The organism is Putridiphycobacter roseus, assembly GCF_003234935.1.
GTDB classification, from domain to species: Bacteria; Bacteroidota; Bacteroidia; order Flavobacteriales_D; family Crocinitomicaceae; genus Putridiphycobacter; species Putridiphycobacter roseus.
Genome location: NZ_QKSB01000003.1, coordinates 238,670 through 252,360 on the forward strand (window position 1 = coordinate 238,670; position 13,691 = coordinate 252,360).

The 13,691-nt window shown below is 34.5% G+C and carries 10 protein-coding genes; all 10 read right to left on the reverse strand.

What is annotated here, in order from left to right:
• Positions 1-525: 525 nt before the first annotated feature.
• Complete coding sequence (locus DNU06_RS07465) at positions 526-3,969, reverse strand: pyruvate carboxylase (protein ID WP_111062619.1); 3,444 nt, start codon at positions 3,967-3,969, stop codon at positions 526-528.
• 284 nt (positions 3,970-4,253) lie between these two features.
• Positions 4,254-5,531 (reverse strand): argininosuccinate lyase, encoded by a 1,278-nt coding sequence (gene argH, locus DNU06_RS07470; protein ID WP_111062620.1) that lies wholly within the window; start codon positions 5,529-5,531, stop codon positions 4,254-4,256.
• A 10-nt stretch (positions 5,532-5,541) separates the two neighbouring features.
• Positions 5,542-6,600, reverse strand: coding sequence for a M20 family metallo-hydrolase (locus DNU06_RS07475; RefSeq protein WP_111062621.1), 1,059 nt, complete (start codon positions 6,598-6,600; stop codon positions 5,542-5,544).
• 3 nt (positions 6,601-6,603) lie between these two features.
• Complete coding sequence (gene argB, locus DNU06_RS07480; protein WP_111062622.1) at positions 6,604-7,383, reverse strand: acetylglutamate kinase; 780 nt, start codon at positions 7,381-7,383, stop codon at positions 6,604-6,606.
• Positions 7,373-8,323 carry an N-acetylornithine carbamoyltransferase gene (locus DNU06_RS07485; RefSeq protein WP_111062623.1) on the reverse strand — a complete coding sequence of 317 codons (951 nt, stop codon included), beginning with the start codon at positions 8,321-8,323 and terminating at the stop codon, positions 7,373-7,375. The genes argB and DNU06_RS07485 overlap by 11 nt, the downstream gene beginning before the upstream one ends.
• Positions 8,324-8,341: 18 nt before the next feature.
• Complete coding sequence (locus DNU06_RS07490) at positions 8,342-9,472, reverse strand: aspartate aminotransferase family protein (protein ID WP_111062624.1); 1,131 nt, start codon at positions 9,470-9,472, stop codon at positions 8,342-8,344.
• A gap of 13 nt (positions 9,473-9,485) precedes the next feature.
• Positions 9,486-10,463: an N-acetyl-gamma-glutamyl-phosphate reductase gene (gene argC, locus DNU06_RS07495; RefSeq protein ID WP_111062625.1), complete on the reverse strand. Its 978-nt coding sequence runs from the start codon at positions 10,461-10,463 to the stop codon at positions 9,486-9,488.
• Entirely contained in the window at positions 10,460-11,653 is a 1,194-nt protein-coding gene (gene argG, locus DNU06_RS07500; protein WP_111062626.1) for an argininosuccinate synthase, read from the reverse strand. Before argG ends, argC begins: the two co-directional genes overlap by 4 nt.
• On the reverse strand, positions 11,643-12,317 hold the full coding sequence (locus DNU06_RS07505; RefSeq protein WP_111062627.1) for a GNAT family N-acetyltransferase: 675 nt from the start codon (positions 12,315-12,317) through the stop codon (positions 11,643-11,645). The genes argG and DNU06_RS07505 overlap by 11 nt, the downstream gene beginning before the upstream one ends.
• A gap of 398 nt (positions 12,318-12,715) precedes the next feature.
• Positions 12,716-13,516 (reverse strand): AraC family transcriptional regulator, encoded by an 801-nt coding sequence (locus DNU06_RS07510; protein ID WP_111062628.1) that lies wholly within the window; start codon positions 13,514-13,516, stop codon positions 12,716-12,718.
• Positions 13,517-13,691 lie beyond the last annotated feature (175 nt).

The following is a 13,691-nucleotide window of genomic DNA, read 5'->3' on the forward strand; positions in this document are numbered from 1 at the left end:
CCAAGTTAATCATGATAATTTTTAATTCCCTCAAAAATATTTTTTAGAGTTTTCAGTTTTTTGCGTTTACTTCTGGCTTCATTTAGTAGGAAGTACATGGTAAATAGGATTTATTCAAAACCTATATTTCTTTTAACTCCCCTAGTAGCGCTTGTCTGTTTACCAAAAACATGACAGATACAACCCAACTAACTTCACTCGCTTATTTTTAGCAAGTGAAGTTTAGGGTCGCACAATATTGAAGAAATATAAAACTCTGGAATTTTAAACTATACGTACAAATGGTTTAAGCTATGCTATTACCTATCCAATTTTCATCAACGGATATCAACACCTATCCACTAAATACTATTTTTAGGTAGATCTATCTCCATTTTTATAGGGTATTAAATTACTGGTCGAATTACATACGTAAATCAGCATAACGCATCCTTTCCTTAATTATCGGCTAAATTATAGCGTAAAAAAAGACAAAAATCCTCCAAGAAAAGACCACTCCTATGTTATTTTACAGCGTTTATAAAATTATTCAAAAACAATTACAACGTCATCTTGATGTACCATTTCATTGTTCGATAAAACAACCACTTTAATTACGCCATCCATAGGTGCTACAACAGTACTTTCCATTTTCATAGCTTCGATTAAAAATAAGGGGTTATTTTTTTTGACTTTATCACCTATTTTGACAAGAATACCGGTCAGTTTACCTTGAAGAGGCGCACCAATTTCTTTTTCATTGCTGACTTTTCTATTGGTTTTGGTCTCAATATCTAAGCTTTCATTTTTCACTTGGATGTGTCTATTTTGACCATTCAATTTAAAATACACTTGACAATTACCAGCATCATCAGGCGCGGTAATATTTAAGAATTTAATGATGATATTTTTACCATGTGAAATTTCGACTAAAATTTCTTCATTTTGTTTCATACCGTAAAAAAAGGTCTGCGTTGGAATTACCCAAACATCTCCATTCACCTCATTAAATTCATGAAATTCTCGGTATACTTTTGGGTATAATTTAAAACTCAAAAAGTCTAAATCTGTTTTATGTTTACCAAATTCATTTTGAAATTCCTTAAATTCCTTATCAAAGTCTACCGGTTCTAGGTGTTCATTTGGCCTGTCGGTAAAAGCAACTTGATCTTTCAATATTATCGCCTGTAAAGCAGCTGGAAAACCACCATAAGGCTGACCAATATCTCCCTTAAAAAAGTTAATCACAGAGTCCGGGAAAGCAAAATCTTTACCTTTGGTTAAAATATCCTCTTTGGTATATCCATTACTCGTCATAAACATTGCCATATCCCCAACCACCTTACTTGAAGGTGTAACCTTTACCACATCACCAAATAAATCATTTGCTATTTTATAGTTCTCCTTAATGGTTTCAAATTTATCTTCAATACCAAGTCCTCTAGCTTGCGGTCTCAAGTTAGAATATTGTCCACCTGGAATTTCATTTTCATACACTTGTGCCGTACCTGCTTTTAACTCCGATTCAAATGGATAATACAATTCTCTTACGTCTTCCCAATAATTAGAAAACTCATTTAATTTTCCGATATTAATATTGTTTCCGCGCTCCTGTCCTTTTAACAAGTGCACCATAGAATTAAAGTTTGGCTGAGCGGTCAATCCACTCATGCTACTTAAAGAAACATCAACAGCATCTACCCCTGCTTCGATTGCTTTTAAATAAGTGGCAGACTGAATGGAGGAAGTATCGTGCGTATGCAGGTGAATAGGAATAGAAACCGTTTGTTTTAAGGAGGTAATTAATTTTTCTGCAGCATAGGGTGTCAACAAACCAGCCATGTCTTTTATTCCTATGATATGCGCCCCCATATCTTCTAACTCCTTCCCTAAGTCGACATAGTATTGAAGGTTAAACTTTTGTTTAGCCGGGTCCATAATATCCCCAGTATAACAGATACATGCTTCGGCAATACTATTAGTTTCTTCACGCACTGTTTTAATACTTAAAGCCATAGATTTGGTCCAATTTAAAGAATCAAAAATTCTAAAAATATCCATGCCATTATCTGCTGCTTTAGTAATAAACTTGGCCACTAAATTATCAGGATAAGCGGTATAACCAACCGCATTGCTACTCCGCAATAACATCTGGGTTAAAACATTTGGCATTGCTTCGCGCAATAAGCGCAAACGCATCCAAGGATCTTCTTTTAAGAAGCGCATACAAACATCAAAAGTGGCTCCACCCCAAATTTCCATAGAAAAAATTTCAGGATGATTTTTAGCAAAACTTTCGGCTACAGCCAACATGTCTTTTGTTCTGACTCTTGTAGCTAAAAGCGATTGATGCGCATCTCTAAAAGTAGTATCGGTATACAATACTTGCTTTTCATTTTTCATCCATTGGCAAAATTTATCCGCCCCCATTTCGTTCAACATATCCTTTGTTCCCCTTGGATACACATCTGACTTGTCAAAAGCGGGCACTTTAGGCATCCTAAAAGTTTTATTAGGATCAATAAATTTTACGTCGCTATTACCATTTACTATGGTATTCGCAATGTATTTTAAAGTTTTTGTAGCCCTATCTTTTCTGGCTTTAAAAATAAATAATTCTGGATGATTTTCTATAAAACCAACATTTTGTTCTCCATTGATAAAAACGGGATGTTGCACCACGTTTTGTAAAAATGGAATATTGGTTTTTACCCCCCTAATTCTAAATTCAATGAGTGCCCTATCTAGCCGTTCTGCTGCTCCTCTCAAAGTCCTTCCCCATGCAGAAACTTTCACCAACATGCTGTCAAAAAATGGTGAAATTGTAACCCCAGGGTATGAACTTCCTTCGTCTAATCGAATGCCCATACCACCTGCATTTCTATAAGCGATAATGGTCCCATAATCGGGTTGAAAATTATTTTGCGGATCTTCCGTCGTTATTCTACATTGAATAGCAAACCCTTGTAATTTTACATCCTCTTGATTAGTAATAAAAATACTTGGGTGCGCCAATTCCAATCCACTTGCAATTAATATTTGAGTTCGCACAATATCTATTCCGGTTACTTCTTCCGTTATCGTATGCTCGACCTGTATTCTTGGGTTGACTTCAATAAAATACATATTCTCTTCAGCATCCAATAGAAACTCTACAGTTCCGGCATTATAATAACCAACTTGCTTACCTATTTTAATGGCATAATCGTACAACTTTTTTTTAGTCTCGGGTTTTAAAGAAGGTGCTGGAGCGACCTCTACTACTTTTTGAAATCTACGTTGCACTGAACAATCTCTTTCATACAGATGGATTAAGTTACCTTGCTCATCCCCTAGTAATTGTACTTCTATATGTTTAGGATTTTCAATGTATTTTTCTAGAAAAATAGTATCAATTCCAAACGCTTTTTGTGCTTCATTTTTGGCTTCGGTAAAAGCCTTACTTAATTCTTCGTCTGAACGCACTACACGCATGCCTCTGCCACCACCTCCAGCAGCTGCTTTCACCATAATGGGATAGCCTATTTTTTTGGCTTCACTTAAAGCATTGCTGACTTCATTCATTTCAATTTGGCTGTCTTCAATAACAGGGACATCAGCAGCTCTTGCAATTATTTTTGCTGCTACCTTATCGCCTAATTGTGCCATAGACTCTGGTGAAGGTCCAACAAACTTAATACCTTCTTCTCTACAACGCCTAGCAAATGTTACATTCTCACTTAAAAAACCGTAGCCGGGATGAATGGCATCAATTTTTTGTTTTTTCGCCAAGAGAATAATTTCTTCAATATCCAAATAAGGTTTTAAAGGTTCTTCGTCGGGACCAATTTGATAAGCTTCATCCGCTTTATATCGGTGTAATGAATATCTATCTTCAAAAGTGTAAAGTGCAACAGTTCTAATTTTTAGTTCTGTCGCTGCTCTAAAAATACGGATAGCTATCTCTCCTCTATTAGCTACTAAAAGTCGTTTTATAGGTAAATCATGCATGTGTAATAAGGCTACTTTAAAATGAATAAATATGAAATTTTACAAATAAATAAATATACATAATTTATGGATACTTAATTCAGTCAAAAGATAAGCGTAATTTTTTTTATATAAATATAAGCAATCCAATAAAAGAGTATCATACCGTAATATGATAGTATTGTGTTATCATTTACCTAGGGTAAGATAAAAAATTTATACCAAATTTTAATCCATCACTTTCTTTAAGGGAGTAGGAAGAAACTTTCTCCCCCTTTTCCTTTGAGGCAAAAAAAAACTAGTAATTATAGCTTATTAAATTTCGCCTTAATCTCTTTCAAACACAAATTCCCAATACTACCTTCGTGTGTGTGTTCCACTTTTTTATCGGGTTTAAAATCACCCTTCATTATCTCTCTACCCAATTTTTGATAAGCATCTCGAAAAGTCATGCCCTTAAGCACTAACTTATTTACTTCTTCTACACTGTACAAGTAATCGTAGATATCGTTATCTAATATATTGTCCTTTATGATGACCTGTTGCAACATAAAATTACATACCTCTAAATTATCCTTCATGGTATCTATGCCAACCATTAAGTTTTCTTTTAACAATTGAAAGTCTCGGTGATAACCACTGGTCAAATTATTGGTAATCATCATAATTTCAGAAGGCATGTTTTGTAATTTATTACATTTTGCGCGCATCAATTCAAAAACATCTGGATTTTGTTTATGCGGCATAATACTGGAACCTGTTGTTAATTCTTTAGGAAAACCCAAAAAATTAAAATTTTGACTCATATATAAGCAGACATCTGCCGATAATTTAGACAAGGTTCCTGCTAAAGAAGCGATTGCAAATGCCGTGGTTTTTTCGAGTTTACCCCTACTCAATTGAGCGGCAACTACATTGTATTTCATACTTTCAAACCCTAATAATTCTGTGGTCATACTTCTGTCTATAGGAAAAGAGGTACCGTAACCCGCCGCCGACCCCAAAGGGTTTTGGTCACTTATTTTATGTGCTGCTTTTAACATAATTACATCATCAATTAAACTCTCTCCATAAGCCGAAAACCACAAGCCAAAGGAGGAAGGCATGGCAACTTGCATATGGGTATAACCAGGGATGAGTACATTTTTATACTTTTCTCCAAGCTTTAATAAGGTATCAAATAGACCAGAAGTCAAAGATATGATACGCTCTATTTCCTCCTTAACATACAAATGAAGATCCACTAGCACTTGATCGTTTCTTGATCGGGCCGTATGTATTTTTTTTCCAGCATCACCAATCAATTTTACCAATTCGAACTCCACTTTACTGTGAACGTCTTCAAAATTCTCTTCAATAGTAAAAGTACCCAGGTCTATTGTTTCTTGAATTTGTGCCAAACCAGATAAAATATCTTTTAATTCTAACTCCGTTAAAATATTTATTTTATGCAGCATTTTTGCATGTGCCACGTTGCCTGCAATATCATGTTTTGCTAATTTTAAATCTAAAATCCGGTCATTACCCACCGTAAATCGATCCACTAAATTATCTGTTGTATATCCTTTATCCCAAAGTTTCATTATGTATATTTTAAAGTAGTTGGTTAAAAATTTGAATGTATAATTGAATGCCCTCTTCTATTTCTGAAATCATAATAAACTCATTGGCACTGTGCGAACGAGAAGAAATTCCTGGACCAATTTTTACAGAAGGGCAGGTTAAAAGTGCTTGATCGGATATAGTGGGAGAACCATATGTTTTTAGATGCAATGCTTTTCCAGCTTTTACAATTGGATGTGTTACTGGAATAGAAGAAGAATTTAAGCGAAAAGAACGTGCTATTAAATTACTTTTTGTGTGTTCCTGCATTGTATTAAAAATTTCTTGATTGGTATACAATTCATTCACCCGCACGTCGACAACAAAATGACAAGTTGCCGGCACTACATTATGTTGCGCTCCTGCATTTATTTGCGTCACACTCATTTTTACCTTTCCAAGTGTTTCCGATTCATTTAGAAACTGATGGTTTCGCATCCAATCCACATCTTCTAATGCATTATAAATGGCATTTTCGGTATTTTCATGTGCTGCATGTCCCGAAACCCCAGTCGCATATCCATCCAACACCATTAATCCTTTTTCTGCAACTGCCATATGCATTTCAGTAGGTTCGCCAACCACAGCAAAATCTATTTTAGGAAGGATTTTTAAAATACTTGTAATGCCATTTTTACCCGAGATTTCTTCTTCTGCAGTAGCCGCGATTAGGAGGTTGTATTTTAAATTCTTTTGCTTATAAAAATGAATGAATAAGGCCATTAAAGAAACCAAACATCCTCCCGCATCATTACTACCCAGGCCATAGAGTTTCCCTGCTATTCTTTTTGCCTCAAAAGGATCGTTTGTATAAGCCTTATTTGGCTTTACCGTATCGTGATGAGAGTTCAGTAAGATGGTTGGTTTATCGCTGTCAAAGTATTTATTGCTTGCCCAAATGTTATTTTGGTGCCGATTGGTTTCGACTTCACGGTCCGTTAACCAAGCTTCAATAAGGTTAGCTGTTTGGTTTTCTTCTCCAGAAAAAGAGGGCGTTTGAATAAGCTTTACAAGTAAATCAATGGCTTGTTGTGTTATATTATTTTTCATGCTTTAAAGTATTAAGGTAGTACACAAGTACCCTTGATCACTAATCACTTTTGGGTTACCAATAATTACTTTATTCACATGATTATTTAAGGCATAAAAGCAATTTTCCATTTTAGGTAGCATTCCTTCGTTAATAATTTTCTTCTGTTTTAGACAAGCATAATCTTGACTATTAATGGTCTGAATTAAGGAATCTTCATCAAGGACATCCATCAAAACACCTTTTTTTTCAAAACAATAAATTAATTCTACATCATATGCATCACTCATGGCAACGGCAATCTCAGCAGCGACCGTATCGGCATTAGTATTTAATAATTGGCCATTTCCATCATGACTAAGCGCACAGAAAACAGGTGTGATATTATTTTCAAGAAACAAATTAATGGTCGTATTATTAATGGATACTACATCCCCTACCCATCCAAAATCAATGGGCGTTGATGGTCGTTTTGTAGCCAAAATACAATTGGCATCACTACCCGACAAACCAAGTGCATTACAGCTATACCCTTGCAGTTTACCTACTATTTTTTTATTAATTAAACCAGCATAAACCATTGTGGTGGTATCCAAATTATCGGAGGAAGTTATTCTCCGTCCTTCATTCATTATGGTTTTAATTCCTAATTTATCATTGAGTCTAGTGGCAATTTTCCCACCTCCATGAATTAGTATTTTATCTTGTTTAAGTTGTGAAAAATCCGTTAAGAAACTAGCTAATGCAGCATCATCATCAATAATATTACCACCAATCTTTATTACCACCAATTTATTTTTCATCTTGTAATAATTTTAAGAGAACAGCTTGTGCCGCATAGGTTCTATTATTTGCTTGTTGTAATACCAATGAATTTTCTGAATCGATTACCCCATCACTCACTACTACATTTCTACGCACAGGAAGACAGTGCATAAACTTTCCATTATCGGTCAGCTCCATTTTTTCACCTGTAATCATCCAATGTTCAAGCGCCATGCCTATTTTCCCGTAATCCGTATAGGACGACCAGTTTTTTGCATATACAAAATCCGCATCCATCAAGGCTTCGTCTTGGTTATGCAGCACTTTAACACCTGCTGTAAATTGTGGTGCTAAATCAAAACCTTCCGGATTTGCAATCACCAAATCTACATTGGAATTCCGCATCCATTCCACAAATGAATTGGCAACAGCTTGCGGAAGTGCTTTTGGATGTGGTGCCCATGTTAATACAACTTTGGGTTTAATCTTGGTTTTAACAGCATCTATAGTAATTAAATCTGCAAAAGATTGCAATGGATGTAAAATGGCACTTTCTAAAGAAATAACTGGGACTAGGGCATATTTAATGAACTTATTAAGTACTTCTTCCTCATAATCTCCGACTTTATCACGCAAGGAAGCAAAGGTACGGATGCCTATAATATCGCAATATTGAGAAATAACAGCAGCAGCTTCTTTTATATGTTCCTGGCTGCCCGTATTCATTACAGTGCCGTCTTCCAGTTCCATTTGCCAGCCATCCGCATTTATATTCATCACCATTACCTGCATACCTAAGTTCATGGCAGCTTTTTGCGTACTCAAACGGGTACGTAAACTTGGATTAAAGAAAAGCAACCCTAAGGTTTTATTTGCTCCAAAAGACTTAAATTCAAATGGTTTTTTCTTCAGATTTTTTGCAAGAGTGAGCAGCTCGTTGATATCAGTAATATCTTTTATTGAGGTGAATTTTTTCATATTCTAAAAATTTTCATGCTAGGATAATATTTCTTTTAATGCAAGGATAAAGGGTTGAATTTCCTCTTTTGATATCCCCAATGGTGGCAGGATACGCAATAAGTTAGGATTAGCAGAGGCACCTGTAAAAATGTGGTATTCCTTTAATAATTGGGCGCGTAAATCTCGGATTGGAAAATCAAACTCTATCCCTAACATCAGACCTTTTCCTTTAATTCTTTTAATGGCTGAAATACTTTCTAATGCATGGATGAGATATTCCGATACCGCTTTGACATTAGTCAAGATATTTTCTTTTTTAATGGTTTCCAGAACAGCAATACCTGCTGCACAAGCCAAGTGATTCCCACCAAATGTTGTCCCTAGCATACCTGGCTTAGCTTTAATTTTTGGATCGATAAGTAAAGCACCAATTGGGAAACCATTCCCAAAACCTTTGGCCATAGTAATAATATCGGCATTAATATTGGCATATTGATGGGCAAAAAATTTACCCGTCCGCCCCATTCCACTCTGAATTTCATCCAGAATAAGTAAAACACCATATTGTTTACAGGTTTCCGACAAGAACAAAAAATAGTCCTCTGTGGGCGCATCCAGACCTCCAACCCCCTGAATTCCTTCTACAATTACGGCACAAACATCTTCTGCTTTTAAGGCATTTACCAGACTTTCTTCTTCGTTCAGTACAATAAATTCAACGGGGAAGTTATCGGTATTAATTGGCGCCGATAAGTTTGCATTATCGGTCACATTCAAAGCAGCAGCAGTCCGTCCGTGAAAACTACCTTTAAATGCAATAACTTTCTTTTTACCGGTATGAAAGGAAGCTAATTTAAGGGCATTTTCATTTGCTTCTGCTCCACTATTACATAAAAACAAGGCATGGTCTGGATAAGCACTTTGTTCCGCTAGTTTTAAAGCCAATTCGTTTTGAATCGGCATTTGTATAGCATTGGAATAAAAGCCTATGGCATCCAATTGATCTTTTATATTTTGGGTATAAGTAGGATGAGCATGTCCAATTGAAATTACGCCATGTCCTCCATATAAATCTAAATACTCTTCGTTGCGATCATCATAAATATAAACCCCTTTTCCATTAGTCAGTGTGATGTCGAATCTCGGGTATACGTCAAATAATTTCATTCTTTTTGATTTTTTAGTGATAGCTTGCTTTTAGATTTAGTCCAGTATTTTCTTCTAATCCAAAAATGAGGTTCATATTTTGGATAGCTTGTCCAGCAGCACCTTTTAATAAATTATCGATTACGGAGGTTATGAGTACCTTATTCTCGATTTTTTGAACTTGAATTAAACAGTTATTCGTATGGACTACTTGTTTTAAGTTAATCGTCTTATTACTGATAAAAGTGAACTTATTATTTTGATAAAAATTCGAATACAAATCCATTAATTCTTCTTCAGACATTTCAGATTTAGTATACATGGACGCAAATATTCCGCGGGTAAAATCACCACGAACAGGAATAAAATTTATATCCTGCTTAAATTCCTTTTGTAAGGATAAAATACTTTCCCCAATTTCATTTAAATGTTGATGTTTAAAAGCTTTATATATGGATACATTATTATTTCTCCATGTAAAATGAGAAGTAGCACGCAAGGATTGTCCAGCGCCAGTGGACCCTGTGATCGCATTTACATGTATGTCGTCATTCAATAATCCAGCTTTTGCAAGGGGAAGTAATCCTAATTGAATAGCCGTTGCAAAGCAACCTGGGTTTGCAATATATTTGGCTTTTTTTATTTTAGATTGATTTAGTTCTACCAATCCATAAACAAAATCTTTCCCTTGAAAATTAGCATCCTTATCCAGTCTAAAATCATTACTCATATCTATGATTACTGTCTTGTCCGAAAATGAATTTTCGACTAAAAATTTACTAGAATTTCCGTGACCAAGACATAAGAAAACAACATCTACATTGGGATTAATTACAGCTGTAAAAACAAGATTATCCGCCGAAAATAAATCTTCGTGTATCTCTGCTACTTTTCTACCTGCCTGTGAAGTACTGTATAAAAAATTAAGCTGCACATTTGGGTGGTATACTAAGCAACGAATTAATTCACCTGCTACATATCCACCACTTCCTATAATACCTATTTGAATCATCCTTTTGCGTTTACATGTTTAAAAATTTGCATTGAATTTGCTAGAACCTTAGTAAACCCTTTAACATCCTCGCCGCTCCAGTTTTTATTAATTTCTCCATAAGCACCAAAATCAGGCGTCATTAAATCGTGACTAGAAGTTATGCCTTGTACGATAAAACGGTATGGGTGTAATGCTATAGAAACTGAACCAGAAACATTCTCTTGCGTGTCTTGCAAAAAAGCTTCAATATTTCGCATAACAGGTTCAAAGTATTGTGATTCATGAATAAACATTCCATACCAACTACCTAATTGTTCTTTCCAATGCAATTGCCATTTTGAAAGCGTATGCTTTTCTAAAGTATGGTGTGCTTTAATAATAATACTTGCAGCTGCAGCTTCGAAACCGACCCTTCCTTTAATTCCAATAATGGTATCTCCAACATGCACATCTCTCCCAATCGCATATTTGTTGGCTATATTTTCTAAAGTTTGAATGGCTTTTACCGGTTTCATCTCCTCACCATTTATACCTGAAATTTCGCCTTTATCAAATTCAATGGTAATTATCTTGGGCACAGTTTCAGTCAATTGACTTGGAAATGCTACTTCAGGTAAAGGTAAGTTAGAGGTTAACGTTTCTGCACCGCCAACACTTGTCCCCCACAGCCCTTTGTTGATAGAATATTGTGCTTTTTCCCAATCTACTCCAACCCCATTCTGTGCTAAATAATCTATTTCTGCTTTACGAGACAATTGTTGGTCTCTAATAGGTGTAATAATTTCCAATTCAGGCGCTATCAACTGAAAGATTAAATCGAATCGAATTTGATCATTCCCTGCACCTGTACTACCATGAGCAATGGCAGAAGCTCCAACCGTTTTAGCATAATTAGCTAAAGCAATGGCTTGGTAAATACGTTCAGCACTAACAGATAAAGGATAGGTATTGTTTTTAAGTACATTACCAAAAATCAAGTATTTAATGATATTATCATAATACGCTTCCGTTTCTTGGAGAGTAACATGTTGTTTTACACCTAGACGCAAAGCTTTTTCTTCAATTTCTATCAATTCCATTTCAGAGAAACCTCCCGTATTTACAATCGCCGAGTAGACCTCTACTTGTTTTTCATTTTTTAAATATTTAACACAGTAGGAAGTATCTAAACCACCACTGAATGCTAGTACTACTTTTTTATTTTTCATTATTGATAAAATTATTGAGTTTAGGAAATTGCTTTGCTTTTTTTTGGATGCGTATTTTTCTGAGTTTTAAAAATTTTGTGAATTTATTCCAAGTATGTGTTTTCCCTATATGATGAACTTTTCCTTTAGCTGGTATCGCTTTTAAATCGCAGACCATTCCGGTACAAATACACATAGTTTTATTGGTCCGTTGTAGAATATCATAATTATGACAACTGTTACAGCCATCCCAAAATTTTTCATCTTGCGTTAATTCCGAAAAAGTGACGGGTTTATAGCCTAGATTAGAATTGATTTTCATGACCGCCATACTTGTGGTTATGCCGAAAAGTTTAGCATTGGGATATTTTTGCTTCGATAAATCAAAAGTTGCTTTTTTTATGGCTTTAGCTAAACCTGTATTTCGGTAGTTAACGTGTGTAATGAGTCCCGAGTTAGCGACATACTTTTCGTTTTCCCAACTTTCAATATAACAAAATCCGACTGGTATATCTTTATCTAATGCAAGGATAGCTTTGCCTTCCTCCATTTTTTTTTGGATGTATTCTGGCTGTCGTTTAGCAATACCAGTCCCACGTACTAAGGCCGCTTCAGACATCATATTACAGATAGTTTCTGCATGATGAAAATGGCGCTTATCCGCCAAAGTGATAATTACATTCATGATGTAAAAGGTGCTATTTAAAAAGAAAATTGAAGTTTGATTTTTTTTTAATAAAATCCGTATAGCCAATGACTATGCATAAAAATAAATTAGGCTAAAATTCGCCTATTAGCACTCTCCATCCTAATAGAAATAGGAAGCAGCATATCTGTTGCAAATTGAATTTGCACCTTAGAGATTTGATATGTATTACTGTTTTTCAAGATGACAAATCTATTGTAAATTTTAGAAACATTGTATAAAAACAAATAATATGTTTAGATTTAAACACCTTATTACTTGCCTGTTATTCTTTCCTACACATTCAAAAAATGTTTTAAAACCCATTTTACCAACAAAACAATTGAAAAAGGAAATAAAAAATTGACATAAAAATACAAGTCTGATTTCAAAATGTATTAGGCGTATATTTCATTTGATTTTCTGTATTCCGAAGGCCGTTTCCCCATCACTTTAGTAAAAGTATTACTAAAGGTTGGTAGGCTATTATAACCAACCATACTACCAATTTCCGAAATGTTATGATCTGAATTCACTAAATATTCTAAAGACTTAAAAATTCTAAGTTGTGTGTAATATTTAATGTAAGACATGCCAAAATCTTTTTTAAATAAGCGATATACTGATTTGTCCGTCATGCTAAATTTAGCAGCTAGTTTAGGCAATAGATGCTCTTCATGAATGCTTTCTTTTAGGTAATTAACAATTGCTATTAATCTACCATCTTTTGGGTGTGGGAGCTCTATTGGTAAGGAAGTAGAAAATGATTCTTCTAAAATTGCTTTAAAAGCATTAAAAATGATAAATTTATTTTTTTGACCTGAGGTAATATCCCCTTTCCAATTCGCGGTAAATAACAACAATTCCATCAATAAATTATTGATGGGATAAATACCCTCTTTTTTATAAAAATCAGCACTATTTAAATTTTCAGGAAAATATATATTTTTCATGATTACTTTGGGAGAACTTGGATAAATAGCATGTTTTACATGAGATGGAATCCACATATAATGTCTTGCTGGTAAATAATACTCACTTGTATTTGTTTTAATAAACACTACGCCACCCTCAGTATATAAAAACTGTCCTTTACTATGACTATGGAGTTCAATAAAGTTTTCGCCCTTTAAATTATAATAACAAAATATACTTTTCGGGTCTTTATCTACTTCCGTTAAATAGTATTGGCTATTCATAATAAAATCATATTGAAAATTTAGTTTGTCCTAAATTAATAAATAATTGTCTTTTTTAAACAAATAGACATTAAATATCTTGCATAAATTGCCAATCGTTCTTAACAAAAACATAATACACCAGACAGATAAAAACCAAAATATAAAATATTTAACCCCACAGTCAATAAATAAA

What these genes read in the sequence shown, in the direction of transcription:
- DNU06_RS07465 (WP_111062619.1), bottom strand. Translation starts at nt 3,969, where the DNA reads ATGCATGATTTACCTATAAAACGACTTTTAGTAGCTAATAGAGGAGAG.
- argH (WP_111062620.1), bottom strand. Translation starts at nt 5,531, where the DNA reads ATGAAACTTTGGGATAAAGGATATACAACAGATAATTTAGTGGATCGA.
- DNU06_RS07475 (WP_111062621.1), bottom strand. Translation starts at nt 6,600, where the DNA reads ATGAAAAATAATATAACACAACAAGCCATTGATTTACTTGTAAAGCTT.
- argB (WP_111062622.1), bottom strand. Translation starts at nt 7,383, where the DNA reads ATGAAAAATAAATTGGTGGTAATAAAGATTGGTGGTAATATTATTGAT.
- DNU06_RS07485 (WP_111062623.1), bottom strand. Translation starts at nt 8,323, where the DNA reads ATGAAAAAATTCACCTCAATAAAAGATATTACTGATATCAACGAGCTG.
- DNU06_RS07490 (WP_111062624.1), bottom strand. Translation starts at nt 9,472, where the DNA reads ATGAAATTATTTGACGTATACCCGAGATTCGACATCACACTGACTAAT.
- argC (WP_111062625.1), bottom strand. Translation starts at nt 10,463, where the DNA reads ATGATTCAAATAGGTATTATAGGAAGTGGTGGATATGTAGCAGGTGAA.
- argG (WP_111062626.1), bottom strand. Translation starts at nt 11,653, where the DNA reads ATGAAAAATAAAAAAGTAGTACTAGCATTCAGTGGTGGTTTAGATACT.
- DNU06_RS07505 (WP_111062627.1), bottom strand. Translation starts at nt 12,317, where the DNA reads ATGAATGTAATTATCACTTTGGCGGATAAGCGCCATTTTCATCATGCA.
- DNU06_RS07510 (WP_111062628.1), bottom strand. Translation starts at nt 13,516, where the DNA reads ATGAATAGCCAATACTATTTAACGGAAGTAGATAAAGACCCGAAAAGT.